Annotated in this window: 25 protein-coding genes; 14 read left to right on the top strand and 11 right to left on the bottom strand. The window is 48.7% G+C overall.

Annotated elements, in window-relative coordinates; all coding sequences use genetic code 11:
* From NWF04_00255 to NWF04_00245, 3 genes are read right to left on the bottom strand one after another with little or no spacing between them, the layout of a single operon-like run.
* Window positions 1–1,314, bottom strand: a complete 1,314-nt coding sequence (locus NWF04_00255; protein ID MCW4005018.1) for an ABC transporter ATP-binding protein — start codon at window positions 1,312–1,314, stop codon at window positions 1–3.
* A gap of 22 nt (window positions 1,315–1,336) precedes the next feature.
* A complete protein-coding gene (locus NWF04_00250) occupies window positions 1,337–2,422 on the bottom strand; it encodes an iron chelate uptake ABC transporter family permease subunit (protein ID MCW4005017.1) in 1,086 nt (361 codons plus the stop codon).
* A gap of 38 nt (window positions 2,423–2,460) precedes the next feature.
* Entirely contained in the window at window positions 2,461–3,447 is a 987-nt protein-coding gene (locus tag NWF04_00245) for an ABC transporter substrate-binding protein (GenBank protein MCW4005016.1), read from the bottom strand.
* Window positions 3,448–3,610: 163 nt separating this feature from the next.
* Here NWF04_00245 and NWF04_00240 point away from each other — a divergent pair, with 163 nt between their 5' ends.
* Window positions 3,611–4,099 (top strand): alpha-ribazole phosphatase CobZ, encoded by a 489-nt coding sequence (locus NWF04_00240; protein MCW4005015.1) that lies wholly within the window; start codon window positions 3,611–3,613, stop codon window positions 4,097–4,099.
* A 269-nt stretch (window positions 4,100–4,368) separates the two neighbouring features.
* On the opposite strand, the gene NWF04_00235 is transcribed toward NWF04_00240, so the two are convergent.
* Window positions 4,369–7,023 carry a hypothetical protein gene (locus NWF04_00235; GenBank protein ID MCW4005014.1) on the bottom strand — a complete coding sequence of 885 codons (2,655 nt, stop codon included), beginning with the start codon at window positions 7,021–7,023 and terminating at the stop codon, window positions 4,369–4,371.
* A 243-nt stretch (window positions 7,024–7,266) separates the two neighbouring features.
* Between NWF04_00235 and NWF04_00230 the strand changes: the two genes are divergently transcribed.
* Complete coding sequence (locus NWF04_00230; GenBank protein MCW4005013.1) at window positions 7,267–8,076, top strand: hypothetical protein; 810 nt, start codon at window positions 7,267–7,269, stop codon at window positions 8,074–8,076.
* Between the two features lie 193 nt (window positions 8,077–8,269).
* On the opposite strand, the gene NWF04_00225 is transcribed toward NWF04_00230, so the two are convergent.
* Window positions 8,270–10,798, bottom strand: a complete 2,529-nt coding sequence (locus NWF04_00225; protein MCW4005012.1) for a PQQ-like beta-propeller repeat protein — start codon at window positions 10,796–10,798, stop codon at window positions 8,270–8,272.
* A 198-nt stretch (window positions 10,799–10,996) separates the two neighbouring features.
* Between NWF04_00225 and NWF04_00220 the strand changes: the two genes are divergently transcribed.
* The 5 genes from NWF04_00220 (at window position 10,997) to NWF04_00200 (ending at window position 14,725) form a co-directional block, all read left to right on the top strand.
* On the top strand, window positions 10,997–11,839 hold the full coding sequence (locus NWF04_00220) for a hypothetical protein (protein MCW4005011.1): 843 nt from the start codon (window positions 10,997–10,999) through the stop codon (window positions 11,837–11,839).
* 80 nt (window positions 11,840–11,919) lie between these two features.
* On the top strand, window positions 11,920–13,077 hold the full coding sequence (locus tag NWF04_00215; GenBank protein ID MCW4005010.1) for a glycosyltransferase family 4 protein: 1,158 nt from the start codon (window positions 11,920–11,922) through the stop codon (window positions 13,075–13,077).
* A gap of 51 nt (window positions 13,078–13,128) precedes the next feature.
* Window positions 13,129–13,809, top strand: a complete 681-nt coding sequence (locus NWF04_00210) for a glycosyltransferase family 2 protein (protein MCW4005009.1) — start codon at window positions 13,129–13,131, stop codon at window positions 13,807–13,809.
* Window positions 13,806–14,318, top strand: a complete 513-nt coding sequence (locus NWF04_00205) for a DUF1616 domain-containing protein (GenBank protein MCW4005008.1) — start codon at window positions 13,806–13,808, stop codon at window positions 14,316–14,318. The genes NWF04_00210 and NWF04_00205 overlap by 4 nt, the downstream gene beginning before the upstream one ends.
* Window positions 14,319–14,440: 122 nt before the next feature.
* Window positions 14,441–14,725 (top strand): hypothetical protein, encoded by a 285-nt coding sequence (locus tag NWF04_00200; protein ID MCW4005007.1) that lies wholly within the window; start codon window positions 14,441–14,443, stop codon window positions 14,723–14,725.
* A gap of 44 nt (window positions 14,726–14,769) precedes the next feature.
* Here the strand turns inward: NWF04_00200 and NWF04_00195 are convergent, their stop codons facing one another.
* From NWF04_00195 to NWF04_00185, 3 genes are read right to left on the bottom strand one after another with little or no spacing between them, the layout of a single operon-like run.
* A complete protein-coding gene (locus NWF04_00195; GenBank protein ID MCW4005006.1) occupies window positions 14,770–16,227 on the bottom strand; it encodes a radical SAM protein in 1,458 nt (485 codons plus the stop codon).
* The gene (locus tag NWF04_00190) at window positions 16,224–17,099 is read right to left on the bottom strand and encodes a UbiA family prenyltransferase (protein MCW4005005.1); all 876 of its coding nucleotides are present in this window, start codon (window positions 17,097–17,099) and stop codon (window positions 16,224–16,226) included. The genes NWF04_00195 and NWF04_00190 overlap by 4 nt, the downstream gene beginning before the upstream one ends.
* Complete coding sequence (locus NWF04_00185; protein MCW4005004.1) at window positions 17,096–18,025, bottom strand: GDP-mannose 4,6-dehydratase; 930 nt, start codon at window positions 18,023–18,025, stop codon at window positions 17,096–17,098. The genes NWF04_00190 and NWF04_00185 overlap by 4 nt, the downstream gene beginning before the upstream one ends.
* Window positions 18,026–18,088: 63 nt before the next feature.
* Here NWF04_00185 and NWF04_00180 point away from each other — a divergent pair, with 63 nt between their 5' ends.
* The 7 genes from NWF04_00180 to NWF04_00150 all read left to right on the top strand — a co-directional run bounded on the left by NWF04_00180 (window position 18,089) and on the right by NWF04_00150 (window position 23,592).
* Window positions 18,089–18,919: an adenosylcobinamide-GDP ribazoletransferase gene (locus NWF04_00180; GenBank protein MCW4005003.1), complete on the top strand. Its 831-nt coding sequence runs from the start codon at window positions 18,089–18,091 to the stop codon at window positions 18,917–18,919.
* Complete coding sequence (locus NWF04_00175) at window positions 18,916–19,539, top strand: NTP transferase domain-containing protein (protein MCW4005002.1); 624 nt, start codon at window positions 18,916–18,918, stop codon at window positions 19,537–19,539. Before NWF04_00180 ends, NWF04_00175 begins: the two co-directional genes overlap by 4 nt.
* A 164-nt stretch (window positions 19,540–19,703) precedes the next feature.
* Complete coding sequence (locus NWF04_00170) at window positions 19,704–19,889, top strand: hypothetical protein (protein ID MCW4005001.1); 186 nt, start codon at window positions 19,704–19,706, stop codon at window positions 19,887–19,889.
* A 93-nt stretch (window positions 19,890–19,982) separates the two neighbouring features.
* Entirely contained in the window at window positions 19,983–21,413 is a 1,431-nt protein-coding gene (locus NWF04_00165) for a radical SAM protein (protein MCW4005000.1), read from the top strand.
* The gene (locus tag NWF04_00160) at window positions 21,410–22,372 is read left to right on the top strand and encodes a DUF362 domain-containing protein (protein ID MCW4004999.1); all 963 of its coding nucleotides are present in this window, start codon (window positions 21,410–21,412) and stop codon (window positions 22,370–22,372) included. Before NWF04_00165 ends, NWF04_00160 begins: the two co-directional genes overlap by 4 nt.
* Window positions 22,373–22,459: 87 nt before the next feature.
* Window positions 22,460–23,017, top strand: a complete 558-nt coding sequence (locus NWF04_00155) for a hypothetical protein (protein MCW4004998.1) — start codon at window positions 22,460–22,462, stop codon at window positions 23,015–23,017.
* A gap of 101 nt (window positions 23,018–23,118) precedes the next feature.
* Entirely contained in the window at window positions 23,119–23,592 is a 474-nt protein-coding gene (locus tag NWF04_00150; GenBank protein MCW4004997.1) for a hypothetical protein, read from the top strand.
* Between the two features lie 25 nt (window positions 23,593–23,617).
* Here NWF04_00150 and NWF04_00145 read toward each other — a convergent pair whose 3' ends face one another.
* From NWF04_00145 to NWF04_00135, 3 genes are read right to left on the bottom strand one after another with little or no spacing between them, the layout of a single operon-like run.
* Window positions 23,618–24,817: a glycosyltransferase family 4 protein gene (locus tag NWF04_00145; GenBank protein ID MCW4004996.1), complete on the bottom strand. Its 1,200-nt coding sequence runs from the start codon at window positions 24,815–24,817 to the stop codon at window positions 23,618–23,620.
* Window positions 24,814–25,812: a glycosyltransferase gene (locus NWF04_00140; protein ID MCW4004995.1), complete on the bottom strand. Its 999-nt coding sequence runs from the start codon at window positions 25,810–25,812 to the stop codon at window positions 24,814–24,816. The genes NWF04_00145 and NWF04_00140 overlap by 4 nt, the downstream gene beginning before the upstream one ends.
* Before the next feature lie 4 nt (window positions 25,813–25,816).
* Window positions 25,817–26,512 (bottom strand): glycosyltransferase family 2 protein, encoded by a 696-nt coding sequence (locus tag NWF04_00135; protein MCW4004994.1) that lies wholly within the window; start codon window positions 26,510–26,512, stop codon window positions 25,817–25,819.
* Between the last annotated feature and the right edge of the window lies 1 nt (window position 26,513).

The following is a 26,513-nucleotide window of genomic DNA, read 5'->3' as shown; positions in this document are numbered from 1 at the left end:
TTAAGTTCCCTTTTTGGGTTTAAGGTGGGCAAGCACATCTTTTGAAGACACCTTTGCTGCCTTAAGCTTATCCTCAGACACGTTTAGCAACTCTAAAATCTCCTCCTGACCACCCACAAACACAGCCCCCAACGCCTCTAACTCCGAAAACAACTTTGAAGCTTTTCCCTTCGTGAAATCGCGGTCCTTCACGGGGACACGGTCAACCACAAACGTCAAAACTCCGCGTTTTAACGCGAACTGTGCGGCTTCTAAATTGCGAAGGTTGCCCCAGCCAAAAGGAACCGATGTTAGAATCACGGCGTTTGCCTTGGCAATTAACTCCAAGTTAGCTTCATGCGCCGCATCCGTTATAGGCGAGAGGGGAGCTTCACTTGCCATCTCTACACCCAGCGACAAGGCGGATTCATGGTCAGTATCTAGCTGGTTCAAGACGCCTGCTGTTACGGTGTAGCCTGCGTCGGTGAGGATTTTCATGAGCATACTGCCTGTTCCTGCGCCGCAAATCAGGTGCACTCGTATGTTTTTGCGTTTTTGGTCTTTGGGTTTAGAGATGGGTATGACGTAGGGCAAATCAGTTACGGGGTGGCGGTTTACGATAGTGTCTATGCCAAAGACTTTTTGGATGTTTTCGCTGTTTAGGGTGTTTGCGGTTTTGCCTGCGTCTACGATTTTGCCGTCTTTGAGAAGGATTATGGAGTCGCAGTAGCGTGCGGCGAGGTTGAAGTCGTGGAAGACGCCGATGATTAGCAGTTTTTGTTCTTTGCATAGGTGTTTGAGCAGGTCCATGATTTCGAGTTGGTTGCAAATGTCTAGGTGGCTGGTGGGTTCGTCAAGGAGCAGGATTTTTGGTTGCTGGGTTAGGGCACGTGCTATGATTACTCTTTGGCGTTCTCCGCCGCTAAGCTCAGTGACTAGACGGTCGGCTAGGTGCCATGTTCCCGTGTACTCCATGGCTTGTCGTGCTATGGCGAGGTCTTTGTCGCCTTCGGTTTCAAAACGTGACAGATGCGGGGTGCGCCCCATAAGTACGATGTCTAAGGCTTTGAAGCTAAACGTGATGGAGCTGTCTTGGGGGACAACTGCCATGTTTTTGGCGGCTTCAGAGGTTTTCATTTGGTACACGTCTGAGTCGTCAAGCAAAATCGCGCCTTTTTGGGGTTTGAGGACGCGGCTGATGCTTTTGAGCAGCGTAGTTTTCCCTGAGCCGTTAGGACCTAAAATGCCCAAGAACGTACCTGTCTCCACGGATAAACAGACGTCTTCGAGCACTTTGACAGAGTCATAGAAGCAGGAGACACCCTCAATTTTCAAGTTTACCAGAGCTGTTCACCTCTCAAAACGCATCCACCCTTTTCTTTCGCCGCAGCAAAAACAAGAAGAAGCTCACTCCGCAAACAACCGTTATCACGCCCACTGGCACTTCACTGGGAGAAGAAGGAGACGTAAGCAACCTTGCCACGCCGTCACACAGCACCAAGAAGGAGGCGCCCAGCAGCACCGACGCGGGCAATAAAACGCGGTGGTCGGGACCTACCAGCAGGCGGGTCAGGTGCGGAATCATTAAGCCGATAAACCCAATCAAGCCGCTAATGGAAACAGCTGCTGCGGTCATGAATGCTCCTGTGATTAGCAGAATCAGTTTTGTTCGCTCCAAGTTAATGCCCAAGTGCTGGGCTTGGTCTTCTCCTAAAGTAAAAATGTTTAGGTCACGCGAGTAAAGATAAGTTATGATGATGCCTACCACGACGAAGGGTAGGATGCTTAGTAAGCCGCCCCATGTTATGCGTGAAGAGCTTAAGCTGCCAATTATCCAAAACGTCAAAGGACCCAGCTTCTCGCCTGCGATGGTCTGCAGGTAAGTAACTATAGCTAATTCGAAGAGACCAATGGCGATACCTGAAAGCAACAACGTAGTTATAGGAACACGCGAACCGATGCGCGATATAGAGTACACAATAAGCACGGAAGTTATGCAACCCAAAAACGCGAAAACAGGAATTGCGCTAGAACCAAAAACAGAGGTGCCCACGCCCAAAACAATAGCGATTGCGGCACCTAACGCTGCGCCCTGAGAGGCACCGATAACAAAGGGGTCAGCCATGGGGTTTCGGAACATGCCCTGATAGATGGTTCCTGAAGCAGCCAAAGCCGCCCCCACCAAAGCACCGCACAGAATTCTGGGCAAACGAATCGCCATGATTATAGGTTCTTTGAGGGCTTGAAAATCAGTAAGTTGAATGCTTCCACCTATTCCTGGGATGTTTTTGAGCAGTATCTGGGAAACGTCGGGAAGGGGAATTTGGGAGAAACCAAAATTCAAAGATATGAAGACGACAACTACGAAGAGCAAAATAAGCAATAGGAAATGAAGTTTCCATCGGGAAGTACGTGTAGAGCTTGCGGGTTTTCGGGGCTCCAAGATTTTTTCTCCAAACAACAAAAAGAAAAGAAGTAGGTTTAGGTGGTGCCTGTGTATTCGCCGCAGAGTTCAGGGTGAATTATCTGTGCGAGAGCTTCTAGGGCGTCTACTTGGCGTGGTCCTGGCTGGTTGATTAGGTCGCCGTTTATGGTGTAGAGGTCGTTGTTTTGTATGGCGGGTATGTTGCTCCATCCATCGCGGTGTGATACTTCATCAAAGCTGCCCCAGAAAGCGTCTTCACCCATGGATGTTGGGAAGATGATGATGTCGGGGTTTTGTTCGATTATGGCTTCGGAGCTGACTTGTGGGTAGGGGTTGGTTGCGTTTTCGAAGATGTTTTGTCCGCCTGCGAGTTTGATTAATTCGTTGATGGCGGTGTCTTTGCCGGCGCTGGTGTAGGGGTCACTCCAGATTTCAATGTAGACTTTTGGGGTGGTTGTTGTGTCTTGCAGTGCGGTTTCAACGGTGTCGATTCTTTGCTGCAGTTCGTTGACTAGGGTGGTTGCTTGGTTTTCGTGGTTTGTGGCTTGTCCTACTAAGATGACGTTGTCAAGCACGCCGTTTAGGTCTGGGGGGTTGAGGGTTAAAACATTGTAGCCTAGGTCGCGAAGTTGGTCAACTACGTCGATGCTTCCTAAGCTTGCAAGAACCAGGTCAGGGTTCAAGTCCACGATGGGTTCAATGTTAGGGTTGAAGTAGTTGCCTATGCTTGACATGTTGCCTGCTTCTACCCAAGCTGAGAAGTCGTAGGGGTAATTGCAGTAGTCGGTTACGCCCACTACGTTGTCGCCTGCTCCTACGGCGAAGAGTATCTGAGTGTTAGCTGGAGCCAAAGAAACTATGCGCTCTGGGTACTCGGTTAAATTCAAGACATATCCAGTGTTATCTGTCAAAGTGGCAACAGGAGCGCCAGTGTCGCCAGTAGGGTCTTGCCCTTGATACAACAAGAAAGTTCCAACACCAACCACAGCTACAACAACAATAACTGCTATGGCGGTTACGTACAAACGGGTATTTTTCGTCACGGTTTTTCCTCTTCTTCAGATAGAACGGATTATCCATCCCACTTTGAAAATATAAACATTGCACAAAAATCCGAAAAAGAAGCATGGTGTTACGTGGATTTAGAGCGGCGTTGGGTGCGTAAGGCTTAAGAAAAACCTTGTATTTACTGATGCGTTGATAAAGATGAACCAGACAACTAAGCCCGCACTGCTAAAGTTTTTGGAAAAACACGGCATTGGGTTGCGTGAACTGCTGGATTGCGCATTAGAATTTTATGTTCCTCACCCCGGCGTGGAAACCAAAGAGAAAGCCGAAGAAGTCCTAACTGACGAGTTTTTGGATGCCCTCTCGGACGTAAATGTTTCCACGCTTATCACGGGAGCGTTTTTGCTGCAAAAAGAAGCCGAAGCCGAAAGAATCCCCGGCTTAACCTTAGAACGCTTTGACGGAAAACCCGGCTTAGTAGCAGACGAACTCATCGGAATAGCAGTAGCCGACTACATCGCAGGCTCCAAAGGCGTATTCGAATTCGTCCGCTTCGACCAAGCCAAACCCGGCATACTCAAAACATTAGGCGCCCTAACCAACGACCCCATAGGCGGCTTAGTCGCAGGCGTATCAGCCAACATGTACACCAGAGCATTCAAAAACTCAAAAGCCGCTCAACCCTAACAGTTAAACCAACACAAACCACACCTCTTTTTTCAAGCTGCTTCTTTTAACAGCCATCAATCAAAGAACATTTTGCGAATTCAAACAGTAATCAACAGAAAGAAAGGGTTTACTGAGGCTCTGAACCCAAATAGGAAAGAGAAAATGAACCGTTTAATGATGATGCTGCTAATGCATTATCAATATCAGAGCCCATTCAGCCCCAACTTGGATTTTCTTCCTGTTTTTTGTGACTAAAAAAAGAAAGGGGAAGAGTTTTTTGCATGGGTTTATTGGCGTCTTCGAAGCATGATGGCGGCTGCTATGATGACAATGACTGCTACGGCTGCGGCTATGGCGATGTAGGTGGTGGTTGGCATCTCACTGGTTGGTGGAGGAGCAGTGCTTGGGGAAGGTGAAGCGGACTGTGAAGCTGAGGGGGTTTGGCTTGCGGAAGGTGATGAGGGAACAATTGGAGTTGCCATTGCTTGTCCAACTGCTAGGGCGGTTTCTGCACAGGAGGGATAGTAAGCTTCGGAGCCTTCGAAGTTTGCGACGATGGTGTATGTGCCTTCAACTGGGGGTGTCCAGGTGATGCTGTATGAGCCACTTAGGTCAGCGGTGACGTAACCGATTTCTTGGAGGTTATTGTTTGGGTCAGTTGCTGTTAGGTGCACGGTAACGCCTGTTGCGTCTTGCGGAATTGGTTTTTGCATGTAGAGGTATTCCATCCAAGAACTCATGGCTTGGTCAGATACAGCTGGAACGCCATCGGGGAAACGCATAGCTAATTCGGTCTGGTCTGTGCCTGGCGATATGTCGGTGACTTTGCCTTCTATGAGTATCATGCTGTTTTGCGTTGAAACTTTGGGTGACACTGTTACTGTGGTAGCGCTTGCGCCTTTGCCGACACAGTAAACTTGTCCGTCGTAGTAGTTGTAGTAGACAAAGAAGCCATCTGCAAGAACAGAAGTTGAAGTTCCTCTGCCTCCAGTTTGACCTGCCCAGCCATCCATGGTCCAGATTTCGTCGCCAGTGTAGGCATCAACGCAGTAGACTTGTTGACCTTTGTAGAGTGGCACGTTAGGTGAGTGCTCGTTGTTGAAAGCGTAGACTTTTCCGTCAGCAACAGAAGCCAAAAAGATTGGGCGAAGACCCCACGGGGTATCCAAGCCGCTGTTGGTGTTGTTGTATTTCCACATCAAGTTGCCGTTGCTTAGGTCATAGCAGAAGATTTCGCCGCCAAAGCCCTGTACGTAAAGATTGCCATAAGCAGTAACTCCGCGTTGTCCACCGCCTTCACCACTGCCGTAGTATTCATATGCACGAATAGTTGTATCCGTTGGACCCCACAGCAAATCGCCATTATCCAAACTATAGCCTAGCCACTGCATTGTTTCAACGTCAAACATTGTCCATACACGATTAACGGGGTCAACAGGACCTAACCGTCGTGTAAGGTCACCGTCAGGAGCGGGGTAATCTTGGATCCACAGCAGTTCGCCTCTGTTTGCAGGGTTATCACTTATCGCCCACAAGGTGTATGGGTTGGGGGTGAATTTGTCACCTACTCCAGGGGATACGCCGCTGCTCCGGCCAAATATTATGTCTCCTGGCAGAACTGCATAGATGGAGGGGTCAGAGTTTCCGGGCAGATTGGGTATTGTAACGTTCCAAGTGTAAGCAGTGCTCATGTCAACTTCTTTGCCGTTGGGTCTCCATTGGTAGGCGTTGCTTCCTGTTCCAAGTGATCTTTGCAGTCCTGTTTGGTCTTGGGTGTTGTTCCACAGAGCCATCCAGCGGTTGTCGTAATCAAGGACGTAGATTAGTACTTCGCCTTTGTCAGTGTACACGGTGGTGCCTGAAGGAACGCCGGTTAGATTGTACATCCATTTGCCTGTGAATGCGTCATAGGCTATCCATGTGCTGCCTTCGGTTGCAGCGTACTGTGAACTTCCTGTAGTCGCCCACAAAGTGCCGCAAACAACGCCGTGCTGATTCATGGATTCGTAGTCAAAGAGTTGACCAAATGTGGGTACAGGTTTGCCGTCGATTACGCCCATCTCGTCACTGTGCCAGACAATCTCGCCAGTGCTCAAATCAATACAGGTGTAACCACCGCCAGTATTAGAGTGACCCAAGGGTTCTTGATAGTACAGTCGCCCATACATGATTATTGTATTAGCGAATCTGCCTTCGTATGAACCTCCAGAGTAGAAGCCTACTGCAGGAATTTGGCTTACTCCACCAACAATGCCGCCCATTTCTATGGGGTGTGTCCATACAATGTGGCCTGTTTCGGGTGCAACGCCGCCTTGCTGCCAAAGGTTATACCCTGTTTGTTGGAAAGTGCCAAAGTTTGCGCCGCCAAGCCAGTTAGAACTGATGCTTGCCCATGCAGTGTTTTGCATTTCTATGGGGCGTGTCCAGTATTCAGTTGGAAGCGGATAGTCTTCAACTGGGGCTACTTGCTCGGATTGAACAGTGAGGGTCTCAGTTGCGCTGCTTGGAAGGAATGTGTCGCCTATAAAGTCGCCAGCAGTTTCACCTCCGCCAACGCCTCGGGTTGTTGACCCCGGTAAGCCGTTTTCAGGGTGATACAAAGACAAAACTTGCCCTGAGTAGTGGAAGTCAAAGGTGTAGTCGCCTAGTTGGTCAGGAGTGTATATTGTGTATGTCGAGCCAGTAGAATCTGAGATGAAGGGTCCAAGGGTTTCTGTGGTTCCGTCAGGTTTTGTAACGTCAATGGTGAAGTCGTGCCAGCGGTCTCCAGCAATTCCGTCAGCAGTGTATGGTGCAGCGTGAAGCCACATAACAAGAAACACTGACTGGTCAATCCCTACGGGATTAGGTGAAATAGCCAAGTAAGCATATGTGGGAACGTCTATTGGAGGGTCATGTGCAGAAACAGTGGGAGCGGTAGCAAAAAAGGTTCCAGCGGTCAAAGATACAGCCAAAAGCACAGTCAATAGCAGCCTTGTTTTTTCTTTATGATTGTTCGTTGTGTTAAATATGGAAAGTTTAGACAATTTTTTTCCTCATTCAATTTATGGGACAATTGTTCACGAAGATTGTTTTTAAAAAGTGGTGGTGTACGCCAACCACAACAGAATCGGTCAAAGTTAACCAGTTTTACAAAGATTTAAGTTCAAAACACGAGAAGAATATGTTAACGTAGGGGAGAGAAAATGGAATACAAGGACAGAGACGTTAAGACCCTGCAAGAATTAGGGTTAACTCAGCTGCAAGCTAGAATATACATAGTTTTGATTCAAACCGAAAAAGAAAAGGTACATGAAATCTCGAGGATAGCAAACATAGATAGGTCAAGCACGTATCAAGTAATTGAGCAACTCCAGAAAATGGGTTTAGTAGAAAAGATAATTGGGAAACCAACTCTGTATCAGGCGTTGCCTTTAGAAAAAGGAATTCCCATACTGCTAAATCAGCAAAAAAAGCATTATGATAAAATCAAGAAAAGTGCTCTGGAATTGGTGCAGGAGTATAAGACAAAAAACGAGCCAGCTCACAAGGGATACATATTCAAGATTGTTGAGAGAAGAAAACAAACAGAGATAGAAGATGTAATTGAAGCACATAACAAACTAAAAGAATGCATTGATGTTTTGATAAATAAAAACGCCTTTCAAGAATGCTTCATCAACCTATCGGACTTGCACATAAAAATCCTAAGAAGAGGCGTAAAATACAGGTTAATCACCGAAAAAGCAAACCCCAAGCACTTTGACAAAAAATTTATGGACGTATTGCAAGAGAAAAACTGTCAAATCAGATACATAACCGATTTCCCAAAAGCAGAAGTAGTCATAAGAGACAAAACCGCAGCAACAGTCATTCTGGTTCCAGGATTAGGGCTAGGAAAAAAACCCGCACTATTCACCGACCACACAGGCTGTATAGAAATATGCCAAAACCATTTCGACAAAGTATGGAACACAGCAACAAAAGCAACAAAAGCAACAACACCAAACCAGTAACACCTAAACAGAACCTAAGGTAAACAAAGGTTGCTGGGGCTCTGGAACTACTACCTAAGGAGAAAGAAACCTGCGCAGTGATTTTTGCTGTTAACGCATTATCATCCGCTTAACCAGAGCCCATTCAGCCTCAACCTGCATTTTTTCAGGTAACTAAAAAAGAAAAAGGGAAGGGGAAGAGTTTTTCATTGGGTTATTGGCGTCTGCGAAGAACTATAGCGGCGACTGCGACTATGATGATTATGGCTGCGGCTGCAATTGCTATGTAGGTGGTGGTTGGTGTTTCGCTTGTTGGTGGGGGAGCAGTGGAGGGGGAGGGTTCAACGGTTTGTGTGGGTGATGCTGTTGTTGGTGGGACAGTTGTGGTGGGTTGTGGGGATACTGAAGGTGCGGGGGCGTTGGCTATTGCAAAGGAGGTTGTTGCGTAGGATTTGAAGTAGGATTCTGTGCCTTCAAAGGAAGCTTTTACGGTGTAGACGCCGGGTACTGGGGGTGTCCATTGGATTGCAAAGTTGCCGTCTATGTCGCTGGTTACGGCTCCTATGTCTTGGGTGTTGCCGTTGGGGTCAATAGCGGTTAGGTATACGGTGACGCCTGTTGCTTGTGTGGGTTTGGGTTGTTGCATGTAGAGGTATTCCATCCAGTCACTCATGCAGTCGTCAGAGATTGCGGGGGTACCTGCTGCGGGTATGCCAAGGCAGGTTTGACCGGGTGATTGGTCAGTTACTGAACCTTCAATTAGGACGCTGGTGGTGCTGCCTATTACAGAAGAGCATGTTACGGTGGTTGCGCTTTGTCCTTTGCCAAAGCAGTAGATTTGTTTGTCGTAGCCGTTTTCGGTCACTAGGTAGCCGTCTGCGATTGCGGGGGCGTTGGTCCAGCCGTCTTGCATCCAGCCTAAAACGCTAAAGATTTCTTCGCCGCTGGTTGCGTTGACACAGTACATTTTTGCGTCTGCGAATTGGGGTAGAACGCCGTGTGAGTGTCCTACTGAGATGTAGGCTTTTCCGTCTGCGATGGTGAAGCTGCCTAGGTCAAAGGGCCAGATGCCGTAGATGGTTTGTACTCCGCTGCTTAGGGCTGCGAAATCCCAGAGGTGGTCGCCTGTTGTGAGGTCGTAGGCGTGTAGTCCGTCAAAGCAAAGCGAGTAAAGCGTGTTGTATGCGATTGCTGAGCCAGTGTTGTAGACGCTCCACGCGTTAGAGGTTGCCTCAGTTGGTCCCCACAGTTGTTCGCCAGTTTGGGTGCTAAAACCGTACCATGCCTGTTTTTCTTGTATGTACTCTGTGTAGACGCCTTCTGCTATGGGTCCTTGGAGGTTGTAGTTGTTTGAGCCAGGGATTAGGTGGGTTCGGTTTTCAATCCAGAGTTGCTCGCCTGTGGTGGCGTCGTAGCCGATTTCCAGTCGGGTGCCAGGAGCAGCGTCTCTTGAGGATACGGCAAGAACAATGCCCGAACCGACTTTAGCAATGGATTGCCCAGGCACTGCAGTGTCCAAGGTTACGTTCCATTCAAGCCCATCTCGCCAGTCAGTTGTGCTGCCAGTAACAGGTCTCCAAGTTCGGTAACCAGGTATCGTCGTTAATGTTGGAACAGCTTTAGTTGAATTCCACATAGCAAGCCATCCATCGCCGATAAGGTACGTGAACAGTGTACCTGTTTCATCGGTGACAAACGTTGGCGCGGAAGCGGTCGCGTTTTCCAAGTTAAGTATCCAGTTTCCAGTGAACGCATCATACATGGACCAAACAGAGCCTGCGGTGTTCCAAAGATACGGAATGCCGCCGTACTGGTTTTCAGTGATGTAGTTGAGTACTTGACCGTTGGTTATGCCAGGCCAGTATATGCCTCCAAGGGTTCCACGGTTGACTTGTGGGTCGGGTTGTTGTCCTGTACTGTTTTGGTACCAGAGCATCTCTCCAGTTCGCAGATCTACTGCTTGGAATCCGTACTTGGGCGGACTTGCAGTGTTATAGTAGAGTACACCGTTTATGATGACAGGGGGCGTAAATTGTGCTTCGTAAGAGTTTCCTGTGTAATACGTGGGGGGGTTGTTGTATTCGCCGCCTATTATGCCGCCAAAGCCGTTTTCTTTTGTCCAAACAATGTGCGCGGTGCTTGGCGCTGCAGTGTAGGGGTTAAAGTTGCCGTAGTTTGAGGATGAATCAAAGGCTCTAGCGCCAAAGGAGGCAGAGCCTAAGCCAAGCCAGTTTCCTGAAAACGATGTCCACAAAAGGTTCTGCCCGTTTATCGGACGCTCCCAGTAAGTGTTTGAATCAGGAAGCGGCGTGCTGGGGTATGCCTGTATTGGCTCTTGCTGCACAGTTAACGTTACAGTTTCGCTGCTGCTAGGATTGTAGTAGTTGCCGTTCTCGCTAAGCTGACCAGGGAAGTTAAACTGGAACTGGTAGTCACCAATTTTAGTGGGCACATAACTGAAGTAGATTTGCCCAATAGCATCAGAAGAATAGGGTCCTTTAGTTTCTGTGGTTCCTTCAGGGTCAACGATTGTGACAGTTAGGTCTTCCCATTTCTCACCTGCAATTCCAAAAGCAGTTGGCGGCGGCAAAGACAGCCAGCACACAACCACCACGTTTTGGTCTACGCCTACAGGGTTGGTTGAAAGAGCAAGAAACGCGTATGTGTCATAGTTTACAGCGTTTGCTTGGGGAACATTGGTCATTAGCATGGGAGAGGTTAGCAGCAAAATCAAAGAAAGCATTGCAATTTTTGTGCCTTTATGTTGAAAAAATTTGTTGACTATGGTTATAGACAAGGCTATTTTTTCTCCTATTTAGTGTAGAAAAAGGGAAGGGTGTACAAAGTTTTTAAAAAATGGCGAATGCAACATGCACTCACATAAAACTTAAGTCCTCAACAAATGAATAAAACATCAAAAATATTCGGCTGGCTAAAAACAATGATATTTCAAGAAGAAGCAGAGACGCTGACCAAATTAGGGTTAACTTGTCAACAAGCCAAAGTTTACCTCGCGTTGACCATGACAGGGAAAGCGTCCATCAAAACGATAGCCAACGAAACCAAAATAGACCGCGCACACGTGTACCGAGTTCTTGTCAAGCTTCAAGAAATTGGGTTAGTTGAAAAGATTCTGACCAAGCCAATTCTTTTTCAAGCCAGTTCACCCCAAGAAACATTACCAACATTGGTTGAACGTAAAGCCAAAGAACTAAACGAGATTAAAATCAAAACAAACAGGATACTTCACAAGATTAAAAGTGCAGAAACAGAAGAAAAAGACCGCCCAGAATCACAGTTTACCTTAATCTCGGGGGAACAAGCAAAACATCACGCGTTCAATAAGGTATTCAATAGAGCACAAAAGAGTTACGACGGCATTTTCATCAGGCAACAAGACTTCTGCGCTTACGTCCTCACATGCAAAGAGGGAAGCGTCACATTGAACCTTTTATCAAGGGGCGTTAGAATTCGATTAGTCATATGCAGGTCAGAAAAAGAGCAAATGCCCAAAGAGGTACTAAAGAAAATCAGGGAGCTAAACAAAGACAACAACTTTGTCATCAGGTATACAAAATCGTCGGCTGCGGCAATGTATGGCATAGTTGACGACAAAGAAGTGTTCATAAACACAGGAGAACCCTGTGACTGGCATAAAAAAGCAAGCTTGTGGTCTAATAATCCCCGTTTAGTTGCCCTTGGAAAAGGCTATTTTGACCAGATGTGGAAAACATCTACCGCTCAAACAGAGTACAAGGTCAAGAAAAAAGCGGCAGCAAACTAACAAGCCAGCAATGCCCGCTTAAGAAGAGTACCATAAGGGTTAATAGTTGTTTGTGTGGAGGGTTAGTCAGCGGGGACGTCATGGCTCCAACTAGACTGTGTATTGTCACGCATACTTTTCTGCCTCATGTGGGCGGTATTGAAAGAGTGGTTTACGAGCAGGGCAAAAGGTTAATGCGCCAAGGCTTTGATTTGGAGGTTTTAACACACCGCAACTACACGCCCCCACAGTACACGTATGATGGCGTAAATGTTAGATGCTATGATGCATTGAACATCGGGTTTAGGCTGGGCATTCCTTATCCCATCCCCAACATCAACAGCTACAAGACGTTTTTGCAGACCATAAAACACAGCGAGCTAATTCATGCGCATGGGCACCCGTATTTGTCTTCGCTTGCAGCCGCCAAACTCGCCCGCCGCTACAACAAGCCGTTTGTTCTTACCCAGCACAACACGTTCATAGAATACAACGGCATCTGGAACACCGTAGAACGCATAAACGACCTATCCGTTGGAAAACAAAACCTCAAACTCGCGCACAAAATCATCGCGATAAGCAACGCCACCAAAAACTATGTACTCAGCCTCGGAGTTGACCCCGAAAAAGTACAAGTAATCTATAATGGAGTTGATTTAGACCGCTTCAAACCCTTAAGCCACGCACGCCACAGAATCAGGGAAAAACATGGCATCGCACAGGACGCGGTGGTTGCCGTGACGGTGCGCAGGCTCGTGTACAAAAACGGCATAGACACACTACTGGAAAGCGCCCAAATCGCATTAAAGCAGAACACGCATCTGGTCTATCTTGTAGTTGGTAAGGGGCCTGACTTTGACGCTGTCAAGGACAGGGTGGGGCAGTTGGGGTTGGAGAAGCGGTTTGTGTTGGCGGGATTTGTTTCTGACGAGGACTTGCCTAGCTATTATAATGCGGGGGATTTTTTTGTGTTGCCTAGCAAGTCTGGGGAGGGGTTGCCGTTGGTTGGTTTGGAGGCGATGGCTTGTGGTCTGCCTTTGGTGGCAACTGATGTTGGGGGAATTGGGGAAATTTTAATAGAGGAGTTTGGGAGAATTGTGCCGCCGAATGTGCCGCAAGCTTTGGCTGATGCTGCTTTGGAGTTTGCGGGTTTGGACTTTGCCAAGGTGAAAGAGAAGCTGCGGCGCGTGATGTCTCAAAGGCACAGTTGGGATGTTAACGTGGAAAAGTTGGCAAAGGTATATGAGGAAATCATTTAAAACATATAAAAAACATAGTAGTTTAGCTTCACTACGAGGTGGCTATATCGGTTGACAACGAAAGTGGACATGGTTTCAGTGGTAATTCCAACCCTTAATGAAGCAGGGAACATACGCGAAGCAATTGACACGTTTGAAAGAGAACTGGTGTACCCCAAGGAAATTATCATTGTGGACGGCAACTCTACGGATGGCACCTTAGAAATTGTTAAGGACTCTAACTGCCGCTTGATTATTGAGCCTCGCCGCGGATACGGTTTGGCTTTGCGCAGGGGCATGCAAGCAGCAAAGGGCAACGTAGTCGTGATGGTTGACGGCGACGGAACCTATGAGATAACCCACATTAACCGCATGCTAGAGCATATGGTGGAAAACGACGCGGACATGTGCTTGGCAACCCGCATGTACGACCCCAACAAAGCCATGGGCTTTTTCAACTTCATCGGAAACAAAGTAATCACCTTCTGTTTCAACATGCTCTACAAGCAAAACTTTAGCGACACCCAATCAGGCTTTAGGGCAATTTCACACTCCGCCATCGAAAAAGTCCAGTTCCAAGAAACCGACATGGCATTCGCCACAGAAATGCTCATAAAATTCGCCAAGAAAGGCTTCAAAATGGTCGAAGTACCCTCCTCCTACAAGCTTCGCAGATACGGCAAACCCAAACTTAGACCCCTGAACTCTGGAATCGAAATCTTTACCACCATGCTCAAAGGTCTTAGGGCGTGAAAATCAACCAAACAACCACGACTCTTCGAAGTTTGAACCTGAAAAGCAACAAAGACACCTACATACTAGCCGTTGCAATATCTCTTATTTTAGCCTCTGCTTTACTTGCAGTCTACGCCGTAGCGCTCACTCCGCCGCAGGAAGGCTACGTCTCCATGTACCTGCTCGACAGCCAAAAACAAGCATCCGCTTACCCCGAACAACTCCCAACCAACGAATCCGCCCTCGTCTACCTCAACGTCGAAAACCACATGGGCAACACCACAACCTACCAAATACACATCAAAACAGCACAGAACAGCAACTACACCCTGCCCCTTGATATCCAGCCCACCCAAACCTTCAGCCTCACCTTACAGGACGGGGAAACATGGCAAGAAACCGCGACCATATCATTCAACCAAGCTGGAACCTACGATGCCCTGTTTGAGTTGTGGATGCAAAACCCAAAAAGCAGCACCTACGAATTCACAGGCAAATACTGCAGCCTAAGCATACAAGTTGAATAAAACAAGCTTTTTAGCTGCTTTTTAATATTTTAGTTATGTGGATTTCTATGTCTAAGGCGCCTAGGAAAAAGAAGAAAAAGAGACAAACTATTGTTTTAGAACCAGTTGTTGAAAGTGATGTTTTGCCAGAGTTAGTTGAGGCTTTAGATGAATTAGCTAAAGAGAAAAAGTATGTTGATTTGCAGGTTTGTCCTAAATGCAAAAGCCCAATTGTCCACAGAGCAGGCTCTATGACAGGGGACATGTCCGCGCATATGGGGCTAACGCCGCCTAAATACGAATGCCGCAAATGTGGATGGCAAGAAAGAACCGTCCTAAAAGCCACCAACAAACCAACCACCATCAGAGAAGTAGCAATACTTACGGAAATAAAAGAAGCCATAGCAAAAACAAAAACCCAACAATAACAAAAACAAGAAAAAGAAGCAGCCCAAAGAGAAGGGGCGGCAGGCTAGTGTTGTTTTTGGGCGTAGGTTTCTTCGGTGTCTATGCGGTGGATGTTGTTGTAGGCGCAGAAGGGTATGATTTTGAGGTTGGGGGTGACGTAGTGGACGACGCATCGTTTGACTCGGTTTACGTCGAAGGTGTAGGGGTCCATGAATGCCATGCAGCCAAGCAGGAATATACGGCGGCGTATGGGTCCTAGGGATTGGTAGCTGGGGGCGACGAACATTTTGAGTATGGCTTTCATGAGTGTAAAGATGCCGACTTCTTTGGTGACTAGGAGCATGTTCATGGAGAGCATGGAGGACATGAACAGGGTTGCCATGATGGAGAGTTTGCCTTGTACCTGTGCACTTTTAGAGAGCTTTAAGATACCTTTGAAAAACTTGCCAAAATTCACGAAGTGGTTAATGGGAATCATCTTGCCGCTTTTAGAAACGTACACCCAATTTACGATGCCACAGTGCGGGCTACAGGAGAACAGCGGCCACGGTTTTTTCATGAACTTGCGCATAATCTTAATGGGCGAGCTCATCACGGATAGCGGGAACAAGTCTGAGGTTTTGACCTCGCCGCCTGTTTGGGTTTCCACTTGCTCTGCGAACTGCCAGTCCCGCCAAGCTTCCTGAAAAGGGTTATCCGTCGCGCGCCCCGTAAAAGCGATGGGCTGGAAAATCAAGCCGCGTATGATGTCGGTGTTGGCTGCGGCGAATTTGATGATTTTGCCAACTTCATGGTCGTTAAAGCCGTTCATGAGCGTGGTGACTAATATGACTTCCATGTCGAGTTTTCGGCAAACCTCAATAGCTTTGTATTTGAGCTGCAACAGTTTCTTGCCGCGAATCTTCATGTAAGTTTCATCGCTAAACGTGTCAAACTGCAAATACACGATGTTTAAGCCGTTCTCTTTGAGCCGCGCTGCCAGTTCAGGGTCTTGTGCCAAGTTGATGCCGTTAGTTGCCAGAATCGTCATGAACTTTAGCTTGTGAGCTACGCCGATTATTTCAGGCATATCCTTGCGCTCTAAAGGTTCGCCGCCTGAGAACAATATGGCTGGGGGTTTGGGGTTTTGTTTGCTAAGGAACTCAAGGACATCATTGAGTTCTTGGCGGGTGGGTTCGTAGTCGACGATGTGGTCGCTAAACGTGGAGAAGCAAATGGGGCATTTGATGTTGCATTCTTTGGTTACGTCTATAACGCCTATAACGGTGTTGGAGACGTGTGATTTGCAGGTGCTGCAGGTGTAGGGGCAACTTTCGGGGAGTTTGTGGGCGGCGGATTCTGGAAAATGCTTGAAATAGTCGTGTTCTTCGGTAAAGTTGTAGACGGAGGGGCTTTGCCAGTGGGTGGCGGTGAAGGTTCCGTGTTCTTTGCAGGTTTTGGTTATGATGATTTTGCCGTCTTTGAGGGTTAGCTGGGCGTCAATTTTTTTTTGGCAGATGGGGCAGATGCTTTGGGTTTTCATAGGAGTCCTCCAAGCAACGGCGAGAGGGCTTCAACAATTAGCGAGAGCGGTAGCAGCATCATGGACATGGTGACCATGCGTTCGTACTTGCGCACGTTCTCAACCGTGGGGGCGGAGGTTATTAGCCGCGCAGACGAGTAAAGCAGCAAAACACTCCAAAGTAAGATAAGCGGCAAGTAGAACACGCTAAATTCGCCTATCAAAAACGGAAGCGGAGCCAAAACGCCACAAGCCGTAAAGAAGAACGCACCCACTTTTACTGCGCCAGGGTTGCCGATTCTCTGGGGCAAAGTAGGATAACCCACTTTTGAATCTCCTTCAAGGCTTAGCACATCACGCAGAACATTGCCGCCGATTGTTCCAAACGCTATAGGATACAAACTCAAAGACGCCAAGGTTATCCCGCCTGAAACGGCTGCTTCACCAAACAAAAACGCCGTCCCAGTCAAAACACCCACAAGCATGTTAGCTATAAACCCTGATTTGCGCTTCACCATAGTGGAGTAAACCAAAAGCAAGCCCGAATCTATCGCCAGTATAATCAGGCTTAAAGAGTTGATTAATGCCCCCAACAGTAGTCCCAAAGCGAATAGGAACGCGGAAATCGCGGCTACTTGCCCCAAGGTTAGGGCGCCTGAGGGAATGGGGCGTTGAGGCTTAATTACGGCGTCGCTTTCCTTGTCGAAGTAGTCGTTTATTGCAAAGCCTGCGGAGGTTATGAATGCCATGGAAAAGAAAATGAGCAGTGCTGTTGTGGGTTCGATGATGTCTTTGACGATGGCAAAAGCCGTTAACAGCGCCAAGCCGCCTGTCATCATCCAGTAGGGTAACCGTAGAAGAGCCATGAGGCCTTTGGCTGGCGTTGGCGTCAAAGCATATTCCTCTCAGCGATTAACTTTTGCAGGTGGTCTTCTATGCTGATTTTGGGTGTCCAGTTTAGTTCTTTTTGGGCTTTGGTTATGTCAAACCAGATAGTGCTGATGTCGCCTTGCCAGGACTGCCCCGTAGTTGTGACCACGGTTTTGTCTGCAAGGTTAAGGATTGTTAACATCATATGTGCGAGGTCGATGATTTTGGTGGTTTTTCCAAAACCTAAATTGAAGGTTTTGCCTGTGGCTTTTTCTTCTGTGCCCAGAACCAGCGCTTCCACAACGTCAAAAACATGGACAAAATCGCGTGCCTGCTCCCCTGTGCCGATGATTTCAAGTTTTTCAGGGTTCTTCTGCAGCTTATCCATGAAATCGTTTATGACGCCATGGCACCTGGAGCCGTACACGTTAGCGAAACGGAAAACTGTGATGTCTAAGCCGTATTGGAGGGTGTAGATTTGGCAGTATTGTTCGCCGACGACTTTGGATAAGCCGTAGCACGAGAACGGGTGGAAGCCGTAGGATTCGGGGGTGGGGAACATTGTGGGGTTGCCGTAGACTGCGGCGGTGCTGGAGAAGACGAGGCGGCTTTTGTCTTTGCGGGCTTTTTCCAAAACGTTTACGGTTCCGTGCGCGTTGGTTTCAAAATCGGATGTGGGGTTTTCCATGCTGTAGGGCACGACAACTTGGGCAGCTAAATGGTAAATGATGTCGTACTTGGGCAGGTCAAGAAGCTGCTGCAGGTTAAGTATGTCGCCTTTGACGAATTTGGCGTCGGGCAAGTCATCCACGTTTTCTTGTCTGCCACTGGATAAATTATCATAGATGGTTACGTTTGCGCCTAACTCACAAAGTTTCTTGCATAGGTGGAACCCTATGAATCCTGCGCCCCCAGTTACTAGGATGTTTTTTCCTTTGATATGTGTCATGAAGCTCATGCTCACGATAAATCTATATGCCTATGTAATGTGTGAATAGGGTATATGTCGAAGATGGATGCTATAAAAACGTTTAGGGATTTGCTCTCGTTCCTAACGATTATCCCTCTGGCAAAAACCGAGGATTTTATTTGGACCAGTTCAAGGCGCATGTACCTGTTCCCAGCGGCGGGGTTGATTATTGGGGGCTTGGCGGCGGCGTATTTTTGGGGATGCGGCATCATCATACAAGCGTTGCTGGGCTTGGCGGCTATGGTTGTTGCGGTTCCGTTCGCGGGGTTTTTGGGTGCGTTTTTGCCTGCCGCGATGACGTTGGCGTTTTTGCTGGTTCTCACGGGGTTTCAGCACTTCGACGGACTAGTCGATTTAGGCAACGCTTTGGGGCTTACGCGCCTTGAAGACCGCAAAGAAATCGCGCACCGCTGGATAGTCACCAAAAAAGGCGCATTGGTCGCGTTCGCCGTAGAATTCGCAGCCGTCTTGGGACTGTTCCTGCTAGGCTTAGACGTGGCTGTCAGGGCACTCATAGTCGCAGAAGTAGCCGCGAAACTCTCTATGGTAACAATTGTCTGGCGCGGAAAAGCTGCCCACCAAGGCTTAGGCGCCCGATTCATAGACAGTGCCAAACGAAAAATCAACATCATAGCCTATGCAACCGCCGTAATCGTGGGGTTTGTGCTCCTAGGGGTTGCGGGGGTGCTGGTTGTGGCGGCGACGGCGGTGTTTGGGTTGCTTATGAGTAACGTAGCAAACTACGTGTTTGGCGGGGTCTGCGGCGACATGATTGGAGCTACCAATGAGGCTGCGCGGGCACTATCGCTGGTTTTGGTGGCGGCGCTGTGGCTGTTGGCTGGATTCTTGTTTGCGGGGGCACTGTGGTTTTGAGGATTCCAGCGCTAATTATGGCTGGCGGCAAAGGCAAACGCATGGGACTGTCCACCGAAAAGCCCCTGCTGCCGTTTCTGGGCAAACCATTGCTGGACTGGGTCGCACAAGCCGTCTCCAACGCCCACAACATCTCCGAGTTCTACGTGGTAACCAGTCCCAACACGCCCCAAACCCAACAACACTGCCTTGAAAAGGGCTACAGGATTTTGTGCACTGACGCGAAGGGCTACCACAACGACCTCAAACAAGCCACCCGCCAAGCAGACCTAATGGACGCGGTGCTGACAATTCCCGCGGATTTACCTGCCGTCACAGGCGAATTCATCGACACAGTCGTAGACGCATTTGAGAAATGCGGCAAAGACTTCCTCGCAGTTTTCGTACCCATCAAAGAACGCGAAAAACTCGGACTCTCCATCTCAAGCACCGACGAATACCAAGGCATCTGGTACGCAGTCTCAGGCGTAAACATCATCAACGGAACCCAAATCCAAACCCCAGAAAAAATAGAAACCAGCGCCATCATCACCCAACAAACCGAAGTCCTCCTCAACATCAACACCACCCAAGACCTACAAACCGCACAAAAAATCCTCCAAAACCAAAAACGAGTATAGAGTGTCCAAGCTACCCGCGTGGGTTATGAAGGGTTATTGCTAATTGTAGGCAGCGGCAACTACGGAGGCAAACCCCACAAAAAACTCCAGTTCATAGACAACCTCCCAGCCAGCACAGGCACCAAAGCAGCCGTTTTCGCAGCCAGCAGCGGCGCAGAACCCAAATGCAGCCCACCATGCAGCAGACCCTGCAAAACAAAGACTACACCACAGGGGATAGCTTCAACTGCAAAGGACAATCCCTCGCCCTAAACCGCGGACACCCCAACCAACAAAACATCCAAGGAGCCAAAGCCTTCGCCAAACAACTCACAACCAACAGCTATACCCAGACCGTCCGCATTCATTGAACAAACATTCAAGGTAAGGCGCAGAGAAATCTTTAACATGTGCGTGGAGCCTTTTTTATGTAATATGTTGGTGTTTCGGGGGAGTACGCTACTTTGAGTTTGTTGAGTCACGTTAGGTTTTGGAACGCCATCATCAGTATGCCTACAACTAAGAAGATGCTGGAGCTTTCGTTGCGCAGGTGTGAGAGGTGTGGGCGAACAGTTTTGGAGGCGGCGTTGGATGATTACGTGGGCAAGGCTGACCCTAAATGTGCTGAGTGCAGCGGCGCGTATTCTCGGATTATCGGGTTTTGGGTAGAGTTTTTGCGCAAGAGCCTCAATGTTAAACGCGAGAAAGTTGACAAGCTCTTAGCTGACCCGTATGCGCGCAGGGCGGTTTTGAATATTGCCCGTTCGTTTAGGCATTTTGGCATCCGCAAGCCTCTGAGCCTGTACGCGCCTTTCCTTGTTGTCTGGGATTTCACGCATAAATGCAACCTAAGATGCAAGCACTGTTACAGCAAAAGCGGCGCCGTCGAAGAACAAGAACTCAGTACCGAGGAAGCCAAAGACGTGGTGGACCAGTTGGCGGATGCGGGGGTGACGGCGTTGGCGTTTTCAGGCGGCGAACCTCTGAGCCGACAAGACTTTTTTGAGGTCGCAGAACACGCAGTCAAACGCGGCTTATACGTGTCAGTAGCCACCAACGGCACCTTGCTCACCAAGGAAATGGCAAAAAAACTCAAAGCATCAAGCATTCATTACGTGGAAATCAGCATAGACGGCTCCACCGCAGCAACTCATGACAGCTTCCGTGGTGTTCCAGGCGCGTTTGATAAAGCCGTGCAGGGATTAAAGAACGCGGTCGCAGAGGATTTGTGCGCGTGCATAGCAACCACCGCCACAAAAAATAACCTCGCTGAGATGCCTGACATCATCACGTTAGCCGAAGACTTGGGTGTGGAGCGTTTCACTTACTTCAACTTCATCCCTACAGGCAGGGCTAAAGAGCATTTTGATCAGGACCTCTCGGCGGAGGAACGCGAAAAACTCATGCGCTACTTGCTCAACCGCATGTCAAAGGGCTGCAAAACCACCATCTTAACCACCGCGCCCCAGCTAGCCCGCGTCGCGTTGCAGTGTCAAGGTCCCAGCGGAACAGGCGAAGTCACCTTATCAATGGCGCACATGCAAACCGCTAAGGTTAGCAAGAAAGCTGTTCCCCTCGCAGACTTCATAGGCGGATGCGGCGCAGGCAGGCTCTACTGCTCGCTTAGCCCCCAAGGCGTCGTCCACCCCTGCGTATTCTTCCCTGTGAACGTGGGCAACCTCAAAAAAGAAAAATTCATAGACATCTGGCTTAACAGCCCCCTGTTTAACGACCTAAGAGACCGCAAAAACCTCAAAGGCGCCTGCGCAACCTGCAGCTACAAGTACATCTGCGGAGGATGCCGAGCCCGAGCCAACGCCTACCACAACGATTACCTACAAGATGACCCCGGCTGCGCCCACGGCAAAAAAACAAAGGAAACAACAGCAGCATGACCGCTAAACCGCAAACCGTCAGAATTTACAAGACCAAAGAGCACAGCGTAAGCGATATCCTGCAGCAGGCAGTTAAAGACGCGCAGCTACAAGGCAAGCAACGGATTTTCATAAAGCCTAACCTGAGCCACCCCGAGTACCTGCCAGGCGTAGTCACCGACCCAAAACTCACCGAGGAACTCATTGGGCTTTTGCGCGACAAAGCCTCCGAAGTTGTTGTGGGAGAGTCCAACGGCTTTAATTACCCTTGTCGTTTGGCATTTGAGAAGACAGGCATGGAAGCTGCCGTCAAAAGAGCAGGCGCCAAAGTCGTTAATCTATCCGAAGACCAGGTTGTCAAGGTCAAGTTCTCCAAGGGCGAGCGGCTTAAAGAGTTGTTTTTACCCAAGACGTTGATGGATTCTGATGTGGTGGTGGATTTGCCGTTGATGAAAACCCATGAGTTCATGGCGTACAGCGGCGCCCTCAAAAACCTTTTCGGTTGCGTCCCAAGCAACCGCCGCATCTACCTGCATCCATACCTGCCCGAAGTTTTCTATAGGCTCTACACGCTGTTTAAACCCAAAATCACCATCATGGACGCACGCACGGGCATCGAAGGCAACGGACCAACCAAAGGCAAACCCGTCCAAATGAACCTCATGCTCACAGGAACCGACGCATTAGCCACCGACATAGTCACCGCACAAGTCATGGGATTAAACTGGAAAAACACGTACCTTCACTACATCGCCAAAAAAACAAGCTTCCCCACACAGGACATCAAAGTTGAAGGTGCCCAAATCTCAGAGGTCATGCGCCACTTTGAACCCCCCAAAATCGACCTACCCGTGAAAGCCCAAATCGAAATCTACAAACACGAATACCTCACCAAACTATTCTTCTGCAGCCTTGATGTCGTCAAGCTCTTCCAAAAAGTCACCAAATCATACCGCGGAGAAGCTGTAGAGGTCGCATAATTTTACGCGTTTGTTCAACCAAAGTTCAACGGTGCGTGCAAAAGGATTTAATACTGTGCAGAGGCAAGTTTGTTTGGCGAATATGCCATGAAACATCGCTTGAACATGTTCCTAACCGTTGCGGTTGTATTTGGGCTGATTTCTTCGACAGGGGCAAATACGGCAGTATCGTTTACTGGTGCAACGGATTTTGATTTGTCGGTAGCAGGTAGCCCCGCCTCAAACAGCAGCATTGGCGACTGTTTTGCCGTGATAGGGTCAAATAGCACAGTCACTGACCTTGCGTTTAACCAGACAAGCTCCGAGTTCACGTTTACGGTTACGGGCGCCTCAGGGACAACAGGTTACATGTGGTGCAAAATCGCAGAAGACCTGATTCCCCACAAAGACACAAGCAAACACGTAACGGTGTTTTTAGATGGTGAGGCAATCGAGTACATGTTTACCTTTGATGATGGTGCATGGGAGCTTTATTTTGAGTACAACCACAGTTCACACGAAGTAGTTATCAGTGTGCCTAAACAGGCGCCTACGTTTCTGGGCGTTGAGCTTTCAAGCTGGGCGGTGATGCTTGCCGTAGGCGTAACGATAGCGGTTGTTGCGGTGTGGTGGCGCAGAAAACAAAACCCAACGGCAACGCAGTAGCAGAACCAGCACGCACAAGGATAGTTTTTCTGGAAAGCGTTGCTGTTCCAATGTTTAGGCTTAAATACGTACCGAATTATAAATTTCGTGAAGGGTCAGTTATGAAGAAGCGGATTTGGGTTAGCGTCTTGCTGGTTGCGGTTGTGGCACTTGCGGGTTTGTGGGCGTCCAGAGGTGCATGGTTGTCCTCGTCGGAAGGCGGGTTCAAGCTGGCTTTTTTGGAAGACAACAGTGTACTGGTTTCTGACACGGACATCTTATCTTTTAACGCTACAAGCCAAGAAGTAATCCTCACCGACCAAGCCTCCCAGCGGCTAACACAGATGGGCGAAGACCTGTACAGGTCTGTAGGTGTGGTTAAGATAGATGGCGAAGAAATTTACCAAGGCCTCTTCAGAACAGCATCCATGTCCCTCATTCCCCCGCCTTCAAAAGTCACCATCTTTTTCCCCTCAGATTTAACAGACAACCACGCAGTAAGGCTATACCACACTTTTGAGCCGTCCAGTGGCATGCAAGAACAAAACGCAAAGGTCATCCAATACTTTAAAGAAACAAACAAACTAACCTACTAGCAAGCAAGCTTCACCAACGCGATTGCTATGTTCCAGATAGGACTTGGTTGTAGACTTTTATGGCGTCTTTGACAACTATGCTCCAGTCAAGTTGCTCTTCGATGGTTTTGCGTGCTTGGTACCCCATTTCTGCGGCTTCTTTGGGGTGCTCTAGCAGGTAGAGGATACGGTCTGAGAATTCTTGGGAGTTGAAGGGTTGGCACATGAACCCGTTTTTGCCGTTTGTGATGGTTTCGGATATGCCCCCTACGTTGGTGGTTACGACAGGCAACCCCGTAGAGAGGGCTTCTAAAACGGCGAAGGGATGATGCTCATAAAACGTGGAGAAAGCAAAAACGTCCGCGGCTTGATACAGCTTAGGCAGCTCCTTATCAGGGGTGTATCCCGTGAATATCATGTTGTTTCTTACGCCAAGGCGCTCTGCGTGAGAGAGGAGTTTTTTCATTTCGTCACTTTGCCCTTTGCCTGATATTATGAATTTGGCGTTTGGGAACTTTGCGGTTACGGCGGGTATGCTTTCGATTAAGGTGAAGAGTCCTTTGCGTGCGTATAGGCGACCAACGGAGACGATGGTGGGGTCGTCAGGGTTAAAGCCTAGTTGTGTTTTGATTTTGCGTTTGTCGTTGGTGGGCTGGAATTTTTTGGTGTCTACGCCGTTGTGTATGACTTGGATTTTGTTTGCTGCTATGTTGTAGTAGTTGGTGAGTTCCCATTTGGTGAAGTTGCTAACGGCTATGATTTTTTGGGCGCGATGCATTACGCTTTCTTCGAAGAACCGTAAGAACCCGTTGAAGCTTACCAAGAATTTTTCGTTTGCGTTTAGTCGGCTGTAGGGTTCTGCGCGTATGGCTTCTGCTTCGCCTTTCCAGGTGGAGTGAACGGTGCAGACAAGGGTTTTCCCAAAACGCGGCGGTACGGCAAAATTTGGCGTCAACGGCAACTGGGGATGGGTTATGTCTACTTGGGCGACATCTTTTACGCTTTGTAGTTTGCGGTAGCTGTTGCCCGCTAGCATGAAGGATTTGATGATGGGCATTTTGGGGATTTTAAGAAAAGAAACGTCGAGTTGGGGGTTAACTTGGATGTCGCGGGTTTGGTTTGAACCTGTAACTATGTAGATTTGGTAGCCGTTTTTGAGCAGCTCGTTGGAGAGGTAGTAGATGTAGCTGCCTGTGCCGCCGGTAAGCGGCCAATATTCAGGGCTTATGAAACAAATTTTGGTCAACTCTTAATCTTCTCCTTTCCTAACAGTAACTTGAAAGCCATAGATGCCGCGCCCGCAAGCCACGCGAAAACGCGCACGAAATACAGCACCACCAAACTCATCGCAGCCCAATCACCAAAGCGTAGCGAGATTTTAGCCGCCAAGTAAACGTAATACACGCTCAGCCCAGATAGTAGCGCCACCGCAGGAAACCACAACAGCCGCAGCAAAGGAATCGCACCCAACACCAATAGGGCAAGTACCGTCAACATGAGAGCGGGCTGGATGTTCATGCCAAAATCCGTGATTTCATCACCCTTAGCCAAGTGTGAATGCTTAAGGTACAGTTTAAGCGTGTTTTTGCCGTACTGTTTTTGCTGTCGCCAGTACGCGTGTATAGTTGGGCGGTTGTAGTGGTAGCATTTGGCGTTGGGTTCGTACGCGATTTTGTAGCCTTTTTGGCTTATGCGGTATCCTAGGTCGGTGTCGTATTGGCTGGGCAGGTTCTCATCCCAACCCCCCGCCTCGGCGATGACCGTTTTTTTTAGGAGTAGGTTCATGGTGGCTATGCGGCCTGTGTAGCTGTGGATGCGGTTGTAGCGGCTTTTGATTTCGTAGCCTATGCTGCGTGCTATGGGGTTTTCGACGTTCCAGGTTTCAATGTCCCCGCTTACGCCTGCGACTTTGGGGTCTTCGAGGTGGGGCACTAGTTTTTGTAGCCATTGGCATTCAACTTGGGCGTCGGCGTCTACAAATCCTAGGATGTCGTGGCTGGCGAAGTTCATGGCTTGGTTGTATGCGGCGGCGGCGTTTATGGGTAGGCAGTGGACGTGTTTGGTGTATTGTTTGGCTATGGTTGCGGTGTTGTCGGTGGAGCAGGCGTCAATGACGATGAGTTCTATGTAGTTTTTGGGGTAGTCTTGTGCGGTTAGGGCTTGGAGGCAGCCGCGGATGGTTTCTTGGTTGTTGCGGCAAGTCACAATTACTGAAACCTTTGGGTAAGCGGGGGGGGTCATGTTGTTAACTCCTCAAATAGGCTGATACGATGGATAGTAGGATTTTGAAGCCGTCTTTTAGGGGGTCTATGCCTGACCTGCCGTAGGTGCGTTGTTCAAAGGTTATGGGGACTTCTTTGATTTTGAAGCCGTGCCGCACGGTTTTTACAAGCATCTCTGATTCTATTTCGTATTCGCCTGATTTCAAGTTCATGGTGCCAAGGACGCGGCGGGACATGACGCGGTAACCTGACTGTGAGTCGGAAACCGACGCGTTGGTCAAAACTCCAATCATGATGTTGAAAAGCCTGTTGCCCGCTTGGTTACAGCTGCTGGTCGCAGAGGTCAACGCCGAAAAACGCGAGCCAATCACCAAATCCACCTCACCTTTCAGCAGAGGCTTAATCAACAAGGGCAACTCCTCAGGGCAATGAGAACCATCCGAATCAATCGTTGCCACCAACTCACCCCTTGCTTTAGCAAACCCCGCCCGCAACGCGTAACCCTTACCCATGTGCTGCTTCAAACGACAAACCCGCGCGCCCTGACCCAAAGCAGCCTCAAACGAATCATCAAACGAGCCATCATCAACCACAATAACCTCATAACCAAAACCCAAACCATCAAGAACCCGCCGCAGACGCCTAACAACATCGCCTATAGTCCGCTCCTCATTATACATGGGAACAACAACGGAAAGCAGCACGCCAGCAGGTTGCATC

This window comes from Candidatus Bathyarchaeota archaeon (assembly GCA_026014465.1).
Taxonomy (GTDB): Archaea; Thermoproteota; Bathyarchaeia; order Bathyarchaeales; family Bathycorpusculaceae; genus JADGNF01.
The sequence above is the reverse complement of the archived record's forward strand: the minus strand, read 5'-3'. Positions and strand labels throughout refer to the sequence as shown.